The following is a 21,336-nucleotide window of genomic DNA, read 5'->3' on the forward strand; positions in this document are numbered from 1 at the left end:
CGGTCTCTCCCGAGCGTCTCAACCGTCTTTCCAGTCCGTCAGGCCGTCTCCCCGACCCGTCAGCACCGCCTCAGCAGCGCCGGTGAAGGGGGTTCTAAGCATAACACTTATCAGCCGCAAGCGAAAAAACACGTTCTGCGGAAATTTTTTGCGAAGAGCGATTTTCTGAAATAATATCAATATTATAAGATGCCATACTGCCCTAGAATCCATACCCTCATCACGGTTAGCAGGCGGAACCCTTTGTTGGAATCGTACGGGGACCAGCACCAGCACACAATATATAGAGGCTACGTGGATACACTACACAAGAAGCCACGACTCGGATTGTGCGAGTCGCCGGTCTTTTCGTGTCTGAATCGCCAAGTTTGGCGATACGATTCACACAACAAGGCACATTGGTGATCGATTTCCCGCACCCATTTGCCAACAGGCGATAACCGGAGATACATCCAGCCAAACACTTGCACACGCACGCCAGATGCGGTCAGGTTCCCGGGCGACTGAAACTGCGCTGGCTATGGCAAAACATGAACACCGTTGATCCTTTCCCAATGGTTCGAACCGTCGGCCTTGACGGCATTCTGGTGACCTACGCCGATACCATGACAGAACGGTCAAATCGTGCAGCGCTGGCGTTTCGGACAGAAGTTGAAAGCCGGAACTGGGAAGGTGTGTGCGAAACATCGACCTCTCTTGCATCGGTCTACATTCGGTTCGATCCGTTACGCCTGCACTATCGTGAGTTGGAGATTCGCGTCCAAGCGCTTCTGAAACAGCACGACTGGTACAATGCTGCTTTGCCTTCGGGCCGCAAGCTGTGGCGAGTGCCAACGGTATTTGGCACGGAACTGGCACCCCAACTGGAGGACGCCGCCAGGGCGGCCGGGCTGACAGCAAGTGAAGCGATTCATCGGCTTGGCCAGTCCCGGGTTCGTGTGCTGACAATCGGCTTTGCACCGGGGCAGCCATATCTCGGGCCATTGGGTCCGGAGTTCAACATTCCCAGACTGAAGGATTTGAACCCGATGGTGCCAGAAGGGGCTTTGGTTCTGGCAATCTCGCAGTTCGTGCTGTTCTCCGGCCCAACGCCGACCGGATGGCGGCATGTGGGGCAGACTGCCTTTCGCTGTTTCCGGCCCGAGAGCGATCCGTGCTTTGCATTGAATCCTGGGGACGAAATGCAATTCGAACCCGTCTCACGTAAGGAGTTGGAACATATTCAGGCAACAAACAGTGACGGCACAGGTGGCGCGACCTGTCAGGAGATTATCTGATGAGTCTGATCGTCCATCGCATTGGCCCATCTTGCACGCTCCAGGATCAGGGACGCTCTGGCTATCTGGATCAAGGTCTTTCAAGGTCAGGAGCCGCCGATAATCTTGCATTGCACGAAGGCGCGGCCCTGTTGGGGCAAAGCCCGGAATGTGCAGCTTTGGAATTGACGGGGACCGGGGGGGAGTTCGAAGCCACCCGGACCATTCGCATCGCTTTGACCGGTGCACCGATGCAGGCCAGCATTGATGGCAGCGCCGTCGCGTGGCACGCCTCGCACAGTTTGGAGACCGGGCAGCGATTGGTAATCGGGGCGGCGCTTCAAGGCAACTATGGCTACCTGCATCTGGGCGGTGGCGTTGATGCCGAGGTTTTTCTTGGGTCCCGCTCGACCCACCTGACCGCCAGGATCGGGCAACCATTGCAGCCTGGCGATGTTTTGGTTGCTGGATCTGACAACGGCAATACTGGGATGAAACTGCGCCCCGATGATCGGTTTTCGGGTGGCGTACTGCGCGTTGTCAGAAGTTTTCAGACCCCTCTGTTTGACAATGCAACCCTGGACCGCTTTGCCGCCACCGAGTTCCAGCGGGGCACGCGGGCCAATCGGATGGGCATGCAACTGGAGAGTGATGGCGACGGCTTTGCCGCCAAAGGCCAGCTCAATATTCTGTCCGAGGTCATTACGCCCGGCGACATCCAGATGACCGGCACTGGAAACCCCTTCATTCTGCTGCCCGAGTGCCAGACCACCGGAGGTTACCCGCGTATCGCTACCGTTCTACCATGCGATTTGCCGCGCGCTGCGCAGACCCCGGCGAGTGGAAAGATTCGGTTTTCGTTTGTCACCATGGACGAGGCCCTGAACCTGCATGCCGCTTACCAATCTGAACTTGCGCGCCTGCCGGGCCGTGTCGAGGCACTTGTGCGCGATCCGCATGACATCGCCGACCTGTTGTCTTACCAATTGATCGGCGGAGTCGTCTCTGCCACCGACTAAGGAGATATGCCGATGCCCCGCGTCGATCTGAATGCCGATATGGGTGAAAGCTTTGGACCCTGGAAATTGGGGGACGACGAGAACCTGCTAAAGATCATCACCTCGGCCAATATAGCCTGCGGCTTTCACGCGGGCGATCCGGATGTGATGGCAAAAGCAATGGCCACTGCCGCTGAAAATGACGTCGGCATTGGCGCGCATCCCGGCTTCCCGGACCTTCAGGGCTTCGGACGGCGCAACATGAAAGTGCCGCATGCCAGCCTGCGCAATCTGGTGCGGTATCAATTGGGCGCCGCCATTGGGGTGGCGAAAGCAGTGGGGACCCATGTACGCCACCTGAAGCTTCATGGCGCGCTGGCCAACATGTGCTCGGTCGATCTAGACATGGCGCGGGCTTGCTATCAGGGTGCCTTGGACGTGGACCCGGACATCATCATAATGGTTCTGGCAGTAACCCGGCAGGAAGAAGCCGTGCGCGAACTGGGCTGCAACTGGGTGGGCGAGATCTTCGCCGATCGCGCTTACAACGATGATGGCACTCTGGTCGACCGCAGCCTGCCCGGAGCCGTCATTCACGACGCCGACATCGCCGGGCCACGCATTCTGAACATGGTCCGGGAGGGCGCAATCATCACCGAAAGCGGGAAGCGGCTGGAAACTTCGATTGACACGATCTGTTTGCACGGCGACGGACCGACCGCTGTTCAAATCGCCCGCTCGGTACGTCAGAACCTGATTGACGGCGGGGTCGAGGTCACAAAATTCACCAGATAGACAGGTCTTCGCAACCATCTGCCCCCAGTATCTTACTGTTGCCCGATTGTCGGCCAGCCCCTAGCATGTGCGCAAGTGCATGTTCTGAATACTGTAATTAAAATAACGTAATTCGCGATGGTTGGTCCGGCCAATCCTGTCGCAGCCTGTTTTCTCGCAAGGAGGCACACAAATGTCTTTCGACCTGATGTCGTATCAGCCCAGAGGCGACAAGAAGAATTCCGAATTTTTCGCTGAGTATCTGCCAATGATTTATGAGCGGCGGACCAGTTCCGGAATTGCTGATCAGGTCGGACCAATGCGGGCGATTGTCATTCAGGTCGAACCGAATGCGTTGTTCGACACGATGGTCGAACTTTACGTGATGACGCCGTATCGCCACTCGGCAAGCTATCTTGGGGCGACGCACAAATTCGCGGTAATGCACTCTCATCCCGAATATCCGTCGCTGATCATCATGGCGCCGCTGAGCGACACGTTCGAGGATTTCATACCCCGCATCAACCGCATGTACCCCCTGGCGCGCAAAACACCGCAAACCCGCTACGTGGGTGAGGTGTTCGCGGCCTCGGACCTGAATGATCTGAGCAAAACGCTGGAAGATCAGAACATCCGATTTGAATATAGCGGTGATACCGAGAACCCGTTTTACACGCTGGACGGATTCCGCTTTACCACCCCGTCGGATTTCACCTGCAACCGGGTCGGCTATTCCTCACATGATTTCAATGATCCCGACAGCCTGGGCCTGGGCGACCGCGTCTTGCTGAGCGACGCCGAGAAGCGGCGGCTGCACGAAGCGGCGGCCTTTGCGGAAGACACCAAGATCGGTCCCTTGATGCTGGGGTTCGATCATCTCGCCACCCGTGTTTTGGCCGGTGAGCGGGAAGATGCGATCCTCGAGTTCCTGACCATGGTTCCCTACTATTTCTGGGGGGCGTACAACATCTTTGACATGAACTCGTCTACGAACGTGAACCGGAACGCCAATGTCGATGACGACAAGAAATCGCCTGCCAAGGTGTTCACAGCCAACAACACACCGTCATTCGTGAACTCATTTGCCAAGCTGCCGATGCCGACCGAGGATTTTGTCCGCAATTTCGGACGTCGCCTGCATCACATGGCCGTCGAAATATTGGATGGCGATCACGGCGCGGGTGAAAAGAACGTCGATTTCGTGGTGAACACTCTCAAGGACAAGGGCGTACCGTTTCTGGCCCATGTGGTGGGCGAATGCAAAGACGACCCAAACCTTAAACAGATCTTCTCGAAACACTCGAAGAATACATTGCTGATCACCGAGTACATCGAACGCTGCCACAAGTATGAAGGGTTCTTCACCAAGGACAACGTCGCTGCCCTGACAGCCGCCGCCGGTCAGGATGAACAATACGAACACGGCCACGTATTCGACTGAAAAAAAGGCTGCGAGGGGAACTCGCAGCCCAGACCCATCCAGGAGAGAATATGTCGGACCTTATGATGGCCCGATCATGAAACATGTGACATTGCGCGCCTGCAGGCGGCGGCAGGCCAGATCGGCCTGTTCGCGGGTCATGCCCTGAAAGGTGGCGTCAAACCCGCGCGAGCTTTGGTTCACCTTGCGCAACGTGCCTTCCAGCGTGGTCATCTCCGACAGCGCCGTTTTCAGCAGAATCTTCTCAGCTTCATACCGGGTTGTGTAGCGTCCCACGTTCACGCCCCAAAGGTGCCCACCTGACGTAGACAGGCGGGTAACGACCTCCTGCTCGGGTTCGGGCTCCTTTGCAGGTTCGGCCGACGCCAAAACCAGATTGTCCGGGCGAAGCGCCGGACGCGTGTCCGAATTTTCGACAGGAGGTGCGGTCGGCGCGATATCTGCCGCCGCAATCGCTGCCGCTATCCCGTCCTGAATACGCTCTCCGTTCTCGGCTGCTGTTTCGGCGACGGTTCCTGCCACCTGCACCGCACCACCAGCGGTTGGGCGAAGGACCGGTCGCAGGCTTTTTTCTGGCGCGCCTACAAGGCTGGCGACCTGCGTAGCGCTGCCCAGCCCGGCGTTTCCTGCATAGGCAGGACGTGCGGGTTTGCGAATTGGCGCGCGCGACGGAGCCCGGCGGAAACCCATGTCCAGCAGTTCGGCCACCTTGGCGTTGCGCGACGCGCCCGACTTGCCGCCAAAGACAGTTGCAATGATCCGTTCATCCTTGCGCTTGGCCGATGCAACGAGGTTGAAGCCCGCAGCCCGTGTGTATCCGGTTTTGATCCCGTCCGCGCCTTTGTACGCAGCCAGCAACCGGCGGTTGGTGTTGGGCACGGTCTTAATGCCCGCATGCGTCGACTGACGCGAAAACAGGTTATAGTACTGCGGATAATCATAAAGCAGATGGCGCCCCAGCGTTGTCATGTCGCGGGCTGTCGACAAATGACCCGACTCGGTCAAGCCATGCGCGTTCTTGAAGGTCGTGCGGCTCATCCCCATCGCCTTGGCCGTCCGCGTCATGCGGCGGGCAAAGGCTGCCTCGGACCCGCTGAGAGTAATCCCGATGGCCGTGGCCGCATCATTGGCCGATTTTACTGCGGCTGCGCGGATCAGGTAGCGGAACGCGATGGTTTGTCCGGTCCGCAGGCCCAGTTTTGAAGGCGGCTCGGAAGCAGCCTTGCTGGTGATCCGAACCGGCGTATCCAGCGTGATTTCACCGTTACGCACCGCCTCGAACGCAATGTATAGCGTCATCATCTTGGTCAGAGAGGCCGGGTGAAGGCGCGTATCGGCATTGCGCGAATGAAGAACCTCACCGGTGCGCGCATCAATCACCATCGCCGCGTAGGGTGCTGCGATGGCCTGCAATGGCACAAAAACAAGTAACCACAACAGTGCTGTAAGGAAAAAGCCCATTCGGGCTGGAACTGTCCGCCGAATCTGCACGATCTTTGCCTCTGTCTGCCTCGCACCGCCGGGTTTTCCCGGTCGGCTTCATTTATTTTGTTGGCAACAAGGCTAGCACAGGGCTGTCGCCAAATAAACCGAAAGCTGGGCATTTCGCCCATTCGTGACGCCTAACAAAACCACAATATGTAGCGGCGCAACCAAATCCACCCACTAGATGCATACCCCGGACTCGGGTTTGGTCACGGTAGATCAAGAATTTATGAAACTGAGACCTATTGGCAACATCAGGTCAGACCCCTGACGAGATCGCCCAGATCGCCCAGATCCGCAAGCTCACGGAATCGCGGATCGTCGCTGGGGGTTTCTGCCTGCTCGACCTCCCAAACCAGCCCGTGCGGTACATGAACGCCCCATGCGCCGGCCTGAATTGGCGCAACGACATCCGACCGCATCGAGTTGCCGACCATCATCGAAGCCAGCGGACCATCGCCATGCTGTTCGAAAATCCCACGATAAACCTCGGGTGTTTTTTCCGAGACAATTTCCACGTGATCAAACAGATCGCCCAATCCCGACTGTGCCAGTTTCCTTTCCTGATCGATCAGATCTCCCTTGGTGATCAGAACCACACGGTGGGTTTCACATACACCTTCGATAGCGGCCTGTGCATGCGGCAAAAGCTCGATCGGATGGGCCAGCATCTCTTGCCCCGCATTGATAAGCTGCCGAATGACGGATGCGGGCACCCGATCCTCGGTCACTTCGATCGCAGTTTCGATCATGGACAGGGTAAAGCCCTTGATACCGTATCCATAGTGCCGGATATTCCGCTTTTCGGCAGCCAACAGGCGATCCATCAAGTGATCGCGGTCCGCGTGATCGGCCAGCAGATCCGCGAAATGGGCCTGGGTGAGCTGAAAGAATCGCTCGTTGTGCCACAGTGTGTCGTCTGCATCGAAGCCGATGGTGGTCAGTTTTTCATGCATTCCGATACGTCCGCTTGCTCTTTCCTCTGACGCCAACGACGTTATATAAGCGCTCAGATAAACCGAAGCCTGAATCGAATTGTTAAACGCGATGCTGCATTACCAATGGATGATGTCTGACCAATCGGACGACGATGCGAACTCGTCGGTTCTTGTGCAGACACGCCCCAAGACCAAGCGTCCGCCATTGTACAAGGTTCTGCTGCTGAACGACGACTACACGCCGATGGAATTTGTGGTGCATGTACTGGAGCGATTCTTCGGGATGACCCATGCACAGGCGTTCGAGATCATGCTGACGGTTCATAAGAAGGGTGTTGCCGTCGTGGGTGTCTTCAGCCACGAGATCGCCGAAACCAAAGTGGGACAGGTTATGGATTTTGCCCGCAGGCACCAACACCCCCTGCAATGCACTATGGAAAGAGAAGAGTAAGCAAAAGCGGCCGGGCCTGATGCTCCGAGCCGGACCTCTTGCCGGTATCACACATGACGTCACGTATTGATCTTGCTCTGGAAAGCGGTCTGGTGCTGTCGCAGCCGCTGACCGTGATCGGCCCTTCGCCGGATTGCAATCTTTCCGCTCTGCCACGCGGAACTCAGGTGGTTCAGCCCTTCAAACCCTTCCACGACCATTTCGCGACGTTGGGTTTCGATGTCACGCCGGCATCTGAGGAACCGTGCGAGGACGCAATTGTCTTTTTGCCACGCGCCAAAGCGCTTGCCCGGTCCATGATTCATCAGGCGTGTCACCGTGCCAGCGGTAGGGTCGTCGTCGACGGCGGCAAAACGAATGGCGTTGACAGCATTCTCAAAGACGTTCGCAAACGGGTGCCAGTCGAGGGACCGATTGCAAAGGCGCATGGCAAGATTTTCTGGTTCCAGTCCGACAAATCGACCTTTTCCGACTGGGCCGCGCCGGAAGTTCAGCACGCTGACGGCTATCTAACAGCCCCCGGTGTCTTTTCGGCTGACGGTATCGATCCGGCATCGGCATTGCTGGCGCAGGTACTGCCTGAAAATCCGGGGCCTCGGGTTGCCGATCTCGGCGCGGGCTGGGGATTTCTTTCGGCCAAACTGCTGGAACGAGCCGAAGTTCGCACGCTGCATGTGGTCGAGGCCGATCATACAGCGTTGTCCTGCGCCCGCTCTAACGTGACTTCTCGGGTTGCGTATTTTCATTGGGCTGATGCCGTGACGTGGAAAGCGCCCGAGCCCTTGGACACGGTGATAATGAACCCACCCTTTCACACCGGAAGAAGCGCTGAACCTGCGCTGGGCCAGGACTTTATCAAGGCGGCAGCACGCAACCTGACCCGCAATGGCGAACTGTGGATCGTCGCAAACCGGCATCTGCCCTATGAGGCCACGTTGTCAGACTGTTTCAGGCAAGTTGAAGAGGTCGCCGGTGACAACCGTTTCAAGGTGTTCCACGCCTCTCGCCCTCGCCGGTGATCCCGGCTAACCTGCGCCAAACCTCCGGAGGAAGCTCATGTCGTTTTCCATATCAGGCAAATCCGCAATCGTAACAGGCGGTGCCAGTGGTGTCGGTCTGGCAATCGGCCGTCACTTTGCGGATGCGGGTGCAAACGTCATGTTCGCGGATATGGACGAAAAGCGATTGATCGAGGAGTTGGGGGAACAGGCAGATGACAGCAACATTCGGTATTTCGCAGGCGATCTGCGCGAGAAGCTGACCATTGCCAATTTGCTTTCCGCAACCATCGATGCCTTTGATCAGGTGGATATTCTGGTCAATGGATCAAGACAGGTCCGGCGGACGGACCCGCTGGATGCGGAAGACGACTCGGTCCGTGATTTGCTGAACCAGAACCTGATGCCTGCCTTGCGGCTCAGTCAGCTGGTTGCCAAACGCATGACGAAACAGGCCGAAGATCAGGATGATGGCCCTGCGGGTTCGATCATCAACTTGTCTTCCATAGCGGCGCGGCGCACGCACCCCGATTTGCTGGCTTATTCTGTCTCGACCGCTGCACTGGATCAGATGACGCGTTCTCTGGCGGTTGCACTGGCGCCGAACCGTATCCGCGTCAATTCCATCGCATTGGGCTCGGTCATGAGCGCGTCACTGCAATCAACCCTGAAAGAAAACCGCGATTTTCGCAAAGACATTGAAAAACATACACCTTTGGCCCGGATTGCTGCTCCGAACGAACTGGCGGAAACCGCGCAGTTTCTGGCCTCTGATGCGGCCGGCTTCATTACTGGTCAGATCATGACAATCGACGGAGGCCGAACCCTGCTGGATCCGGTCGCCGCTCCAGCGCACTGAGACAAATGTTCGAAAACGAAAAATCCGCCGCTGCCGCATGGTTCCGCCAATTGCGTGATGAAATCGTTGATGCGTTCGAGTCTCTGGAGGATACACATGAGACCGGGCCGTTTTCGGACGCCGCAGCCGGACGTTTTGAAGTCAAACAAACCACGCGGCAATCAGAGGATGGATCGGACGCAGGTGGCGGGTTGATGTCGGTCCTGCGCGGTGGGCGCGTTTTTGAAAAAGTCGGTGTCAACGTCTCGACCGTGTACGGATCACTGGGCGAGCGTGCGCAGCAGGCCATGGCAGCCCGCAAGGGTATTCCGGGGATGACCGAAGACCCAAGGTTCTGGGCCTCGGGCATCAGCCTTGTCGCGCACATGCAAAACCCGCACGTACCGGCGGTGCACATGAACACGCGGATGTTCTGGACACCACATGCCTGGTGGTTCGGGGGCGGTTCAGACCTGAACCCCTGCATTGAATATGACGAGGACACTGCGCATTTCCACGCCACCCAAAAAGCCCATCTGGACCCGCACGGGCCAGGACATTACCCGCGGCTGAAGGATTGGGCTGACGAGTATTTCTATATCCCTCACCGGAAAAGGGCACGCGGGGTTGGCGGCATATTCATGGATGATTACTGCACCGGCGACTGGCAGGCTGATTTTGCCCTGACCCAGGACATCGGCCGCGCATTCCTGCCTGCGTTCCTGCCTTTGGTGGAAAGGCGTCGGGTCCAGGGTTTTGATGACACACACAAGAACGCTCAGCTTGTGCATCGCGGGCTTTATGCGGAATACAATCTGGTCTACGACCGGGGCACCAAATTCGGACTGGAAACCGGGCACGATCCGGACGCCGTTCTGATGAGCCTGCCGCCTATGGCCAAATGGGTCTGATCAATCTCGTTCAGAACCCGAAATCCATGAAATTGTCATAGCAATAGTCCTGTGCCGACGCCGCCGTCATGTTCGCGCCTACCCGTTTGACGGTGACGGAATAGCCCGGGCTGGTATCGGCACCCTCGGGCGGTGTCAGCGAGAACTGTACAGTCCTTGCTTTGGGCACATAGGCGCCGGCAATATATATGCGTTGGTTGGACTTGGTTCTCAGCGTCCGGATTGCATAATCCCCTATACCACACCAGTACGCCACCGGGGCAGAAGTGCCGATCGCGGCAACCTCGTAGACACCGTTTGGCAGCGGCGTCACCGTGGTCCGAAACGCGGGCCGCACGGCAATGCCAAAACCGACCGCCTGTGCTATCCCCGGTAGGACGATCAACATCGCCAGAGCCGCAGTCTTTGCAATCCGCATCTTGATCGCCTCCGTGTAACCCAAGTTGTCTGATATAAAATAATAATTGCGCTGCGCGTCGAGTAAAGCCGTGGTCGCCTGCCCTTTTTCAGTGTTTTACCCCTGTGCATTTGGCAGACGGCTCGAATTTGCCGGGAAAACGAACGCCCTTTATTGACTCATGCTGCACCGGCACAATAGGAGAGGCCGGGTTGGTCGCATCGGGCGACCTGCGCATTTCCCTATGGAGTTCAAAGCAAATGTCTGACCTGCGTGAAACCGCGATGTCGTCCAAGGCCTGGCCCTTTGAAGAGGCGCGCCGGTTGCTCAAACGCTATCAGAAAGGGGCTCCGGATAAGGGGTATGTGCTGTTCGAAACCGGCTACGGCCCGTCCGGTCTGCCGCATATCGGAACCTTCGGCGAGGTCGCGCGGACCACGATGGTCAAGCGCGCATTCGAAGCGTTGTCGGATATTCCGACCAAGCTGATCTGCTTCTCGGACGATCTGGACGGGATGCGCAAGGTGCCAACCAATGTGCCGAACCCCGAGATTCTGGAGCAGCATCTGCAACGCCCGCTGACCTCGGTGCCTGATCCGTTTGGTGAATATGACAGCTTCGGCGAGCATAACAATGCGATGCTGCGGCGGTTTCTGGACACGTTTGGTTTCGAGTACGAGTTCTACTCGGCCAAGGAATTTTATGAGTCCGGGCAGTTTGACGAAGTGCTCAAGCGTGCGGTCGAGCGTTATGACGAGATCATGGCGATCATGCTCAAAAGCCTCCGGGAAGAGCGCCAGCAGACCTATTCGATCTTCCTGCCCCTTCACCCCGAAAGCGGGCGGGTGATGTATGTGCCGATGAAGAAGGTCTGCGCCGAGACCTATACTGTGACCTTTGACGATGAGACCGGTAAGGAATGGACGGTTCCTGTCACCGGTGGCCACGTCAAACTGCAGTGGAAGCCGGATTTCGGTGCGCGCTGGGCGGCACTGGGTGTGGATTTCGAGATGTATGGCAAGGAACATGCCACCAACGAGAAAATCTACGACGCAATCTGCCGGGCCCTGGGTGGTCGCGCGCCCGAGCATTTTTCTTACGAGCTGTTTCTGGATGAGAACGGGCAGAAGATCTCTAAATCCTCCGGCAATGGCGTGTCGATTGATGAATGGCTGACCTACGCACCGACCGAGTCGCTGGCATATTTCATGTATCAAAAGCCCAAGACGGCGAAACGGATGCATTTCGACGTGATCCCAAAGGCCTATGATGAGTATCATCAGCAGCTGCGCGCTTATCCGGGGCAGGATCTGAGGGCGCAATTGAACAACCCCGTTTGGCATATCCATGGTGGAAATGTACCTGAGTCCACGCTGATGGTTCCGTTCGCGATGCTGCTGAATCTGGCATCGGTATCTGGTGCCGAAGACAAAGAAGCGCTGTGGGGCTTTATCCGTCGCTACGCGCCGGAGGCCACGGCCGAGACGCATCCCGACTTGAATCAGGCGGCGGGCTTTGCGGTGCGCTACTTCAATGATTTCGTCAAGCCGACCCGCAAACATCGTGCACCTACGGATCAGGAACGCGAGGCGTTGGAGGCGCTGAAAGCCGCGCTGGAGGTTTATGACGGCCCGATTGAAGATGAGGCGCTGCAGTCAGTGGTTTATTCCATCGGACGCGAGCGGTTTGATCCGATGCGCGGCTGGTTCACCGCCTTGTACGAAGTGTTGCTTGGCGCCTCTCAGGGGCCGCGTTTCGGCGGCTTCATTGCGCTCTATGGCGTGCCTGAAACCATCGCGCTGATCGACAAGGCGTTGGCCGGAGAACTGGCCTGATTTGACCTGATCCCGCATGGGGCTACCCTTCCGTTTGGAGGTGACCCCATGCGTCGTTCATTACTTGCCTTATCGTTATCTGTCGCAGTGGCTACGGGCGTTTTTGCCCAAAGCTCCGAAATCGAGGCAAATATAGCGGCGCAGATTCAGGCGTTCAAAGTCGATGATTTTGATACCGCCTTTACTTTCGCCAGCCCGAATATCCAGCGTCTGTTCCGAAACCCCGATAATTTCGGGGCAATGGTTCGCAATGGATATCCGATGGTCTGGCGCCCGTCGGACCTGCGGTTTCTGGAACTGCGCGAAATTGCCGGGGCGTTGTGGCAGAAAGTTCTGATCGTGGACGGTCGCGGCCAAACCCATATCCTGGACTATCAGATGGTTCAGCAGGAAGACGGCTGGAAAATCAACGCGGTTCAGTTGCTGGGGAAAGCAGACCCCGCAGCCTGACACAACACGACCGTCACGGTGACATGAGACCCGGTTAATCCCCATTCGATATCCAGACTTTCGCGCCCGGAATTCATCCGGGCAATGGTCTGGTGCGCGCTGCAATCTGATCGGCAGCGATTGGGAAAGGGATTCGAATGAACAAGGCAATCACCGACGGCATCGTGTTTATGCCGCCTCAGTTCGCAGATGATTTGGGCGTCTGGTCCAGCGGCGATGGCACCCCGGGGTCTCCGACATATGCCGGGTCGGTTACGGGCGCATTTGTGCCCTCGGATCCGAACTTTGCCGGATGTCTTGAAATCCTCAAAGTGAGCACGACCCAACACTTGCGGTATATGGGGCAGACGCCGTTGCTGCCCGGCTGTTACCTGCAGATCAAGGCACGGGTCAAAGCCATCAGTGGTCCACTGCCCACCGTCAGGATCGGAGGGGTAGGCCGGTGTTGCCGGCGACGTGCACGTGACCGGTGTCGTCGAACAGGGGCCTGCCGCGCAATTGTCGGGGTACGGCACAGTTCATGAGATTACCGCCATTGTCGGAACTGGCCAGCGGGCTGGCGTCGACATGGCGTGGGGCGCACAGGCACTGTATGGACATTTCGGTCTGGATTTCGACGGGCCAAACGGGGCCGTGGTGCGCATTGACGATCTTCAGATCACCGACATCACGAGTGTTTTTCTGCGCGACATGATCAGCAGCGTGGATGTCACGGATTTCGGCGCAGTCGGCGATGGGGTTGTGGACGATTCCCTTGCGTTCGAAGCAGCCGATCAGGCGGCGGGGGGCCGTCGTGTGTTTGTGCCGCAGGGTACTTATTTGCTGGCAGAAAACACAACCATCGTGTCAGAAGTTGATTTTGCGGGCACCGTTACAATGCCCGACGACAAGATGCTGTTGCTGACCCAAGGTTTTGACCTGCCGACTTATATATCGGCTTTTGGCCATGAAGAGCTTGGCTTCAAAAAAGCGTTTCAGGCTTTGCTGAACAATTCAGATCATGAATCGCTGGATATGGGCGGGCGCAAGATTTCGGTGAGCAAGCCCATCGACATGGCCGCTGCCGTTCCCAATAAGAAAAGTGGTTTTTCAACCCGGCGCGTGATCCGCAATGGTCAGTTTGACGTCAAAAGCAGCTCGGCCTGGGACACCGAGATCTTCACCTCGGTCGCAACCTACAACCCTGCGGACCAAACACGGCTGACAAATGTCGCTAACGTCGCGAATATTCCGGTTGGTGCCCTGATTCAGGGCAATGGTGTCGGGCGCGAGATTTATGTCCGCTCGAAGAACGAGGGTGCCGGTGAAATCACGCTGAACGCGCCGATTTACAATGCTGCTGGCACACAGACATTCACCTTCACCAGCTTCAAGTATCTGCTTGATTTCAGCGGCTTCGACACGCTGCGGAAGTTCAGCCTGGAAGAGATCGAATTTCAGTGCAACAGCAGATGTAGCGCCATTCGTCTGGCTCCATCCGGCAGCACGTTTGCGGTCAGCAATTGCTTTATCAGCCGTCCCATGGATCGGGGGATCACATCCATCGGAACCGGTTGTCAGGGCCTGCTGATCGACAATTGCCAGTTCCTGTCTGCCGAGGAGTCCCTGAACGTTACCGATCGCCGTTCGATCGCCCTCAATGCAACAGCGAATGATGTCAAACTGCGGCACAATCGGGCGGTTCGGTTCCTGCATTTTGCTCTGTTGGGCGGCACCAACAACTTGATTCTGGGCAATCATTTCTTTCAGGGCGACAGCATTCCGCAGGGGTTGCGAACCGCCGGGTTGATCCTGACGCGCACTTACAACAGTTCGACCATTGCTGAGAACTACATCGACAATTGCTACTTCGAATGGACGAATGAACGGGATGCCGCTCCGACCTATACGTCCGGCTATTCCTTCAGCGCGCTGAGTATCACAGACAATATTTTTTACTGTGGCGAGGCGCCGTCATGGTTCAGTTTCATCGTTATCCGACCGCACGGCCCCGGCCACTTCCTGAACGGCTTCATCGTCACCGGAAACAAGTTCCGGTCTTCGAGCGGGAGTATCTACAAGGCCGAACGCGTGGACACGAGCTTTGCGGACCTGAACAATAACGCGCACATGAATGTCACGTTCCAACACAATACATTCCACGGAACGCTGACGGATTCAGAAAACCCGGTTCGGGTGCGGCACAAGCAACAGACGCCATCCTTTGCATGGGGTGTGTTGTCGGTGGGCAAGCTTCCATTCGCGGGCAAAGCGCGGGGGTGTGACGCCGTGACCACGCTTGGTCCCCTGAGAACGGTGTTTGGCAGTGTGAGCCACGCGAGCCCATATGCCGAGCTCGAACAGGGTTTTGGCGCTCGCGACGTGATCCTCCGCTGGCCAGAGCAACTTAGCGGGGAAGTATCCGTTATCCTACGCATGGACAGCTGAGGCCGACATGGCCGTCCCCGGAGGACGGCCAACTCCCGCCGCATCAGAAGTCGCGCCACAAGGCAAATTTGATCCCGACGTTGCTTTGGAAGGCATTCCGTTCGGCACCAACAACCCAAGTTGTACTCCCGCCCTTTCGGCGGATCATCACTGACGGCCGTGCGCTCCAATAAACCGGACGGCCGGGGGTATATGTGCTTTCAAGCTGCAGCAGTGGATTGATCCATCGCTGAGATGACAGCCCCGCCGTCAGATCAAGTTTGCGAAACAGCGCATCGTGCGTGCGGTATTCCAAAGCTGCGTCGATCGCGATCCAGCCATTTCCCCAACCGCTTTCAAACCCATTTCCGTAAGACATAGTCGCCTTGTACAAGGCCCACGCGCTTTTTTGCCGGTGATGTGCGCCGACACCAAATTCGGTGGCAAACCGACCTTTGCGCCCAAGATCCGCAACCGGAGTACGGGCGAAAATCAAAGCGTGGCCATAAAGGTGTTGGTGCTCCTCGGCGTCGAGTCCAATCGTCAGTCCGGGCCGTAACCCCCATTCTGCATAAAGTGACGATTTGTATTCGTAGCTGCCGTCCTCGGACCTGAATCCCGTGATTGCAGCCGCGACAAAGCCGGCATTCTGTTCCCTCAGCCAAGCCCCGGCAAAAACCGGACCGGCCAATGTCATCAGAAAAAGGAAAAGCAAGATGCGGATCATGACCGCACCTTCCCCGAGCATGGTTAACGGATCGTTAGTTTTTCGTTTGTTTTCTGGAAACTAATTCCCGAAGACACCAAACGAAACACAAGACGTTTCCGGTTCCTGTGTTAGGCTGAGAAAAGCCAAAGGAGATTCCAGATGCTACAGATTTCAAAATCCGCAAGCGTTCAGACTGTCATCACCACATTCGAAATGACACCGGGGACCTGTCAGGACCTGCTTGAGGCGCTGACGGATGCCTATGCGGAATTCATCTCAAAACAACCGGGTTTCGTATCCGCCGGCCTGCACGTGAACGATGCTCAAACGCGGATCGCAAACTACTCGCAATGGGAACGCCGCGAAGACTTCCTTGCCATGCTCCGCACTCCCGAGATGCGCGACCGGAACCGCAAGATCAATGAGCTGTGCAAAAGTTTCGAACCGGTCATGTATGATGTCGCGGAAACATTCGGCTTATCCTGACCTGAATCAAAGACCACAACTGAACTTGGGTTCAGTCTGAAAACCTGAAACGGAGGCTCGTGTCATGTATCACAACATTCTTGTACCCATTTCGTTTGATGTCGAACGTGACACGTCAGGACCACTGAAACTGGCGCAAATTCTGGCGATCCCTGAGGCAAAGGTCACGTTGCTGCATGTCGTTGAACATATTCCAAGCTACGCGATCTCGTACATGCCGACGGAGTATCTGATCGAAGCCCGAAGGGCCATTCAGGCCGAGTTGGACAAACTGGCAGCAAATATTCCCAACGCGCGGGGCGTTGTGGTCGAAGGGCATTCCGGCAGGACCATTCTGGATTGGGCGCAGGAGCACAAACCTGATCTGATCATCATCGCTTCCCACCGACCGGGCATGCAGGATCTGTTGCTTGGATCGACCGCCAACCATGTGGTGCGCCATGCGGCCTGCGCGGTTCACGTGGTACGCTGATATTCAGTCCTTCAGCATTCGCCATTCCGAGGCCAAAGCTTTGCCACAAATCCGGGCGAAGATCAGCGCGAAATGTTGAAAAGATCCGTACCACCTGAGCCCGAACTGAATCCGCGCGCCGCTCACCGGTATCGTCGGGCAGACGCGACGCGCAAAAGGGCTCTGTCCCCGATCCGCATTCTGTTCATGGTTCTGGCCCTGCCCCTGACAACGGCACTGGTCGCCGCCAACATCTATTTGCGGACGTCCGAGTACGAAAGAAACGATGCCATTATTCATCTTGTGGCGATGGCGGGTTGTGACACCGTTCTGAAGATTGTCCCGGGACCATTCGTCCGGGGCCAACCAGGGTATCATGAACGCAATGATCCAAATGGCGACGGTGTCGCCTGCGGGATTCTCAATCAAGCCTCTTCGACCGGACAGACACAACAACGCCCCCCAGCCACGAGCGTGCGTTCGGTCGGTAACGCAAAATTCGTCCGGCCCTAAGGGCTGAGGACCTGCTAAACCACAAAGACAAACCGGAACCGCAGGCCATCAAACCACGATCAGTCCCCGGCTGAGGGCCGTGGCGATGGCATGAGTGGTGTTTTGTGCGCCCAGCTTTGCCCGCGCGCTTTCAATGTAGACACGCAGCGTGTGTTCCGAAATCGACAGGGAGTGTGCGACCTGAGCGCGACTATAACCCAGTGCAAGCAAGGTCATCGCGTCAATTTCGCGCGGAGACAGGGCGCGTGGAGCGTCCGGTTGTCGCTCACGCTCAAACTCCAGCGCCTTTCGGTTGAAGTAATGGGCAATCAGGATCAGGCCACGCCCATTTTCGGAGATGAAATCCTGCCAGGTTTCGTCATCGCAGGAATGGTTCACTGTAAACAGGGCAAACTGGCCGTTGGGACCGCGGATCGGGATGGAGTAACCCTGATTGCCGACGCCGTGCTGCTGCGCGTCCAGAAGAAAAGCCTTGGCGACCTTTCCGGACCAGTCCAGTGATTTCCAGTCAACCGGATGAAATCGCTGGAAGCACCCGATAATAACCGGGTCGATCCGGTGATAGTTCTTTTCCTGATATCGCTCGGCCCAGGCATCGGGATAGGTCGTATATCCGTATTGGTCCCCTGCCCCATCAACCCAGTGATAGATGATGTGTTCAATCTGCAGCTTGTCTCTGAGATGAACAGCGATAGCACTTAGTTCATCAAGCGTGCTGGTGTTTTCCAAATCCTCCAGGATCTGGCTCAAATCGAGTCTTGTGACCATCCGCCGGCGCCCGCACCTCGTTCTTCATGGACGCGATTTCGGCCGCTGCGATCAGCCTAGTATCGTCAAGCTGCTCGGCCAGCGCGGTCAAACCGTTTGCCGAAGCAAAGGCGTTGAGGTCCGACAATACGTCCAGTATCCACTCATTTTGCGCCATCAGGGTCTCTCCGAAACGGTTAACGAAGGGTTAACACAACCATAGCATGCATAGTGTTTTTTCGCATATTCACTGCTTTCTACTCCCCAAAAATAGCGGGGGCCGAAATTGCAACTCTCTGAAAGCATTGAAGCCCCTCTGAAACAAGAAACGCCCGCGAACCAAAAATGTGATTCGCGGGCGCTGAAATTGGCTTTCGTGGACTTAGTCGCGCGCGTCCAGAACCTCTTCCAGTGTGCGCATACCGGTTCTCGGTGCCTGAACCAGAACGGACATGTTCCCGGGCTTGTGTTCGTTGCGCATCATCTTCATGTGCGCAGCAGGCAGTTCGTTCCAGGCAAAGACCTCGGACATGCAGGGATCAAGACGGCGTTCGACCATCAGCTGGTTGGCCGAGGCGGCTTGTTTCAGATGCGCGAAGTGAGACCCCTGAAGTCGCTTCTGGTGCATCCACATGTAACGCACGTCGAAGGTCAGGTTATAGCCGGTGGTGCCGGCACAGATCACAACCATGCCGCCTTTTTTGACGACGAATGTCGAGACCGGAAAGGTGCTTTCGCCCGGATGTTCGAACACCATGTCGACGTTCACACCCTTGCCGGTGATGTCCCAGATCGCTTTGCCAAACTTGCGGGCCTCTTTGAACCACTCGGCATATTCCGGCGTGTTCACCGTGGGCAGCTGACCCCAGCAATTGAAGTCCTTGCGATTCAATACACCCTTGGCGCCCAGCCCCATGACAAAGTCACGCTTGCTTTCGTCCGATATCACACCGATCGCATTCGCGCCGGCTGTATTGATCAACTGGATCGCGTAAGAGCCCAGACCACCCGACGCGCCCCAAACCAGAACGTTCTGACCCGGCTTCAGGTCATGCGGCTCGTGACCAAACAGCATCCGGTACGCAGTGGCCAGCGTCAGCGTGTAGCAGGCGCTTTCTTCCCAGGTCAGGTGCTTGGGACGCGGCATCAACTGCTGAGCCTGAACGTTGGTGAACTGCGCGAACGAGCCGTCTGGAGTCTCATAACCCCAGATACGCTGGCTGGGCGAGTACATCGGATCGCCACCATTGCAGTGCTCGTCATCACCGTCATCCTGGTTGCAGTGGATCACGACCTCATCGCCGACTTTCCAGCGTGTGACCTTGTCGCCCACGGCCCAGACGATACCCGAAGCATCGGAACCTGCGATGTGAAACGGCTGGCCGTGGCCATCAAACGGGCTGATCGGCTTGCCCAGCGACGCCCAGACGCCATTGTAGTTGACACCTGCGGCCATCACCAGAACCAGCACCTCGTGGCTGTCCAATACAGGCACATCAACCACTTCCAGCTGCATGGCAGTGTCAGGCTCGCCATGGCGCTCTTTGCGGATGGCCCAGGCATACATTTTCTTGGGGACATACCCCATCGGAGGGATCTCACCCATCTCATAGAGGTCTTTTTCAGGTGCCTCGTACGACGCGATACCGCTGTCGGTGTCCAGAGCCATGTTGGCCTCCTTTAATCAGTTCGTTTGCCGCGACGCAGAATCGCGCCCGTTAACCGATGGAATATTGGCCATCGAGTAACATTGCAATAGATATTGACACTGTTTTTGTAATTTTATGACCCAGCAGTTGCAGAAAGACCTTTCGCTTCTGCAGCATAATACGTCTCGATTTCCTTTGGCGCAGAGGCGGCATAGTAGTTCAGAAGATCCAATCTTTGCCCTGAGGATGAGATTTTTCCGTCAACCTGTCGCAATACCCTGCGCTCGACCAACTGGTTGACAGCGGACGTGATCGCATCGCTGTTGGATTCGGATCCGCCTCCGTCCCGCTGCATGAAGCGGGCGATCAGGTCGGTCAGCATTGCACCGGGCATCTCGCCATGTTCGCGCACAAGCCAACAGGCTGCAGGCGCAGGCACCAGGGGTATCGCCTCGCCAATACGCGCCATCAGCAGACGTGCGAGATCGGTCATAAGATCCTTGCTGCCACCTGCCCGATAGGCCCGCAGCGAAACAGGCTCGCCATAGCGCACAGAGGCAAGGCCGAACCTTGTGTATCGACCAATAATGCGCCGCCAGACCTGCTTGAGCATCCAACGCGTCACAACCCCGATCCTTGCGCGAAAGCGCCGCTCGCTTCCCAGCGCGGCCCGGGTCAGAATCGTATCTTCCAGTACACGATCGTAATTCAGCGCCACGGGAACAAAGACCACATCCCGTCCATCGGATGTGGTCCCGTCTATGATGTATTTTAGCAAGCCAAGCTTGGGCCGCCCCAATGCGCCGGTCAGGCTCAGCCCGCCTTCGGGGAACATCGCCTGCGTAACACCGGCCTCGGTTGCATGACGCACATAACAAGCCAGTACATGACGGTAGAGGTCACTTCCCGACTTTCGCCGGATGAAATACGCGCCCATCGCCCGGATCAGGCGGCTCAGCGGCCAGACGCGCGCCCATTCTCCGACCGCGTAAGACAGTGCCGATTGCTGCGCTGCCAGGTAAGTGACAAGTACATAATCCATGTTGCTGCGATGGTTCATGACAAAGACAACCGTCGCTTCGGGATCTATTTTCTTTAAGGCGTCCTCGTCCTGATGGCTCAGCCGGACTTCGTAAAACGCGTTGCTCAGCATGCGCGCAATACGGATGGCAAAGCTGAAATAGGCAAAAGCGGAAAAGGACGGAACAATCTCGCGGGCAAAGCGGCGGGCCTGCTCGAAGGCGACGCCTTCGGGGATGCCTTCTTCGCGGGCATGTCGCTGCACCGCATAGCCAACCTGTGGGTCGTAGATAAGCCTTTCGATCATGTCATGCCGCCGGGCCAGCTTGAACGGCTGAATCGGTCTTTGCAGCCGCTGGTTCAGGCGCGACACGGCCCGCTCCAGGCGGCGGCGAAAAAACCAACGCACCGACGGGAACAGAAAATGCGACGCAAAAGTGACCGCAGCGAAGACCACGATCAGTACAAACAGCCAAAGCGGAAGTTCCACGGTCTGCGTCATGGCGGCACAGTGCCATTATTCCAAAACACCTACAATCTGAACAATTCGGGATGCCGCAACGCAGCGAATTGACATATCCCA

Annotated in this window: 21 protein-coding genes and 1 pseudogene; 14 read left to right on the forward strand and 8 right to left on the reverse strand. The window is 56.9% G+C overall.

The genetic code is table 11. The features are described from left to right. Positions 1-554 precede the first annotated feature (554 nt). The 4 genes from ACR0FE_RS08755 (at position 555) to ACR0FE_RS08770 (ending at position 4,469) form a co-directional block, all read left to right on the forward strand. Positions 555-1,277: a 5-oxoprolinase subunit B family protein gene (locus ACR0FE_RS08755; RefSeq protein ID WP_480912472.1), complete on the forward strand. Its 723-nt coding sequence runs from the start codon at positions 555-557 to the stop codon at positions 1,275-1,277. Next, positions 1,277-2,275, forward strand: a complete 999-nt coding sequence (locus tag ACR0FE_RS08760; protein ID WP_480912473.1) for a 5-oxoprolinase subunit C family protein — start codon at positions 1,277-1,279, stop codon at positions 2,273-2,275. Before ACR0FE_RS08755 ends, ACR0FE_RS08760 begins: the two co-directional genes overlap by 1 nt. Positions 2,276-2,287: 12 nt before the next feature. Continuing rightward, entirely contained in the window at positions 2,288-3,049 is a 762-nt protein-coding gene (locus ACR0FE_RS08765) for a 5-oxoprolinase subunit PxpA (protein ID WP_170614441.1), read from the forward strand. A gap of 172 nt (positions 3,050-3,221) precedes the next feature. After that, positions 3,222-4,469 (forward strand): hypothetical protein, encoded by a 1,248-nt coding sequence (locus ACR0FE_RS08770; protein WP_480912475.1) that lies wholly within the window; start codon positions 3,222-3,224, stop codon positions 4,467-4,469. Between the two features lie 60 nt (positions 4,470-4,529). Here ACR0FE_RS08770 and ACR0FE_RS08775 read toward each other — a convergent pair whose 3' ends face one another. Both ACR0FE_RS08775 and ACR0FE_RS08780 read right to left on the reverse strand, forming a co-directional pair. After that, positions 4,530-5,930: a D-alanyl-D-alanine carboxypeptidase family protein gene (locus tag ACR0FE_RS08775; protein WP_480491324.1), complete on the reverse strand. Its 1,401-nt coding sequence runs from the start codon at positions 5,928-5,930 to the stop codon at positions 4,530-4,532. Positions 5,931-6,208: 278 nt separating this feature from the next. Then, positions 6,209-6,910, reverse strand: coding sequence for an HAD family hydrolase (locus ACR0FE_RS08780; protein WP_480912476.1), 702 nt, complete (start codon positions 6,908-6,910; stop codon positions 6,209-6,211). 91 nt (positions 6,911-7,001) lie between these two features. Between ACR0FE_RS08780 and clpS the strand changes: the two genes are divergently transcribed. The 4 genes from clpS to hemF are packed head-to-tail and all read left to right on the forward strand — an operon-like array spanning position 7,002 to position 10,090. Then, positions 7,002-7,343, forward strand: a complete 342-nt coding sequence (clpS, locus tag ACR0FE_RS08785; RefSeq protein WP_170614437.1) for an ATP-dependent Clp protease adapter ClpS — start codon at positions 7,002-7,004, stop codon at positions 7,341-7,343. A gap of 53 nt (positions 7,344-7,396) precedes the next feature. Beyond that, positions 7,397-8,362 carry a class I SAM-dependent methyltransferase gene (locus ACR0FE_RS08790; RefSeq protein ID WP_480912478.1) on the forward strand — a complete coding sequence of 322 codons (966 nt, stop codon included), beginning with the start codon at positions 7,397-7,399 and terminating at the stop codon, positions 8,360-8,362. Positions 8,363-8,399: 37 nt separating this feature from the next. Next, positions 8,400-9,200 carry an SDR family NAD(P)-dependent oxidoreductase gene (locus ACR0FE_RS08795; protein WP_480912479.1) on the forward strand — a complete coding sequence of 267 codons (801 nt, stop codon included), beginning with the start codon at positions 8,400-8,402 and terminating at the stop codon, positions 9,198-9,200. A gap of 5 nt (positions 9,201-9,205) precedes the next feature. Beyond that, positions 9,206-10,090, forward strand: a complete 885-nt coding sequence (gene hemF, locus ACR0FE_RS08800; protein ID WP_170614434.1) for an oxygen-dependent coproporphyrinogen oxidase — start codon at positions 9,206-9,208, stop codon at positions 10,088-10,090. Positions 10,091-10,100: 10 nt separating this feature from the next. On the opposite strand, the gene ACR0FE_RS08805 is transcribed toward hemF, so the two are convergent. After that, entirely contained in the window at positions 10,101-10,508 is a 408-nt protein-coding gene (locus ACR0FE_RS08805) for a hypothetical protein (RefSeq protein ID WP_170614433.1), read from the reverse strand. A gap of 239 nt (positions 10,509-10,747) precedes the next feature. On the opposite strand from ACR0FE_RS08805, the gene ACR0FE_RS08810 reads away from it, so the two are divergent. From ACR0FE_RS08810 to ACR0FE_RS08820, 3 genes and pseudogenes are all read left to right on the forward strand, one after another. Further along, entirely contained in the window at positions 10,748-12,322 is a 1,575-nt protein-coding gene (locus ACR0FE_RS08810) for a lysine--tRNA ligase (RefSeq protein WP_480912480.1), read from the forward strand. 48 nt (positions 12,323-12,370) lie between these two features. Then, positions 12,371-12,772, forward strand: coding sequence for a DUF4864 domain-containing protein (locus tag ACR0FE_RS08815; protein WP_321249229.1), 402 nt, complete (start codon positions 12,371-12,373; stop codon positions 12,770-12,772). 137 nt (positions 12,773-12,909) lie between these two features. After that, a pseudogene (locus ACR0FE_RS08820) lies at positions 12,910-15,199 on the forward strand (glycosyl hydrolase family 28-related protein). A gap of 43 nt (positions 15,200-15,242) precedes the next feature. Here the strand turns inward: ACR0FE_RS08820 and ACR0FE_RS08825 are convergent. After that, complete coding sequence (locus ACR0FE_RS08825) at positions 15,243-15,905, reverse strand: hypothetical protein (protein ID WP_480912481.1); 663 nt, start codon at positions 15,903-15,905, stop codon at positions 15,243-15,245. Between the two features lie 141 nt (positions 15,906-16,046). Here ACR0FE_RS08825 and ACR0FE_RS08830 point away from each other — a divergent pair, with 141 nt between their 5' ends. The 3 genes from ACR0FE_RS08830 (at position 16,047) to ACR0FE_RS08840 (ending at position 17,337) form a co-directional block, all read left to right on the forward strand. Beyond that, positions 16,047-16,373: an antibiotic biosynthesis monooxygenase family protein gene (locus ACR0FE_RS08830; RefSeq protein ID WP_480912483.1), complete on the forward strand. Its 327-nt coding sequence runs from the start codon at positions 16,047-16,049 to the stop codon at positions 16,371-16,373. 64 nt (positions 16,374-16,437) lie between these two features. Then, positions 16,438-16,845 carry a universal stress protein gene (locus ACR0FE_RS08835; RefSeq protein ID WP_480912485.1) on the forward strand — a complete coding sequence of 136 codons (408 nt, stop codon included), beginning with the start codon at positions 16,438-16,440 and terminating at the stop codon, positions 16,843-16,845. Between the two features lie 72 nt (positions 16,846-16,917). After that, on the forward strand, positions 16,918-17,337 hold the full coding sequence (locus tag ACR0FE_RS08840; RefSeq protein WP_480912487.1) for an excalibur calcium-binding domain-containing protein: 420 nt from the start codon (positions 16,918-16,920) through the stop codon (positions 17,335-17,337). A gap of 48 nt (positions 17,338-17,385) precedes the next feature. Here the strand turns inward: ACR0FE_RS08840 and ACR0FE_RS08845 are convergent, their stop codons facing one another. The 4 genes from ACR0FE_RS08845 to ACR0FE_RS08860 form a co-directional block, all read right to left on the reverse strand. Next, complete coding sequence (locus ACR0FE_RS08845) at positions 17,386-18,105, reverse strand: LuxR family transcriptional regulator (RefSeq protein WP_170614425.1); 720 nt, start codon at positions 18,103-18,105, stop codon at positions 17,386-17,388. After that, complete coding sequence (locus tag ACR0FE_RS08850) at positions 18,044-18,262, reverse strand: hypothetical protein (RefSeq protein WP_170614121.1); 219 nt, start codon at positions 18,260-18,262, stop codon at positions 18,044-18,046. The genes ACR0FE_RS08845 and ACR0FE_RS08850 overlap by 62 nt, the downstream gene beginning before the upstream one ends. Before the next feature lie 204 nt (positions 18,263-18,466). Next, entirely contained in the window at positions 18,467-19,753 is a 1,287-nt protein-coding gene (ccrA, locus tag ACR0FE_RS08855; protein WP_480912489.1) for a crotonyl-CoA carboxylase/reductase, read from the reverse strand. 113 nt (positions 19,754-19,866) lie between these two features. Further along, positions 19,867-21,255, reverse strand: a complete 1,389-nt coding sequence (locus ACR0FE_RS08860; protein WP_480912491.1) for a 1-acyl-sn-glycerol-3-phosphate acyltransferase — start codon at positions 21,253-21,255, stop codon at positions 19,867-19,869. Between the last annotated feature and the right edge of the window lie 81 nt (positions 21,256-21,336).

The sequence above is a fragment of the Ruegeria sp. K7 genome (genome assembly GCF_056531785.1).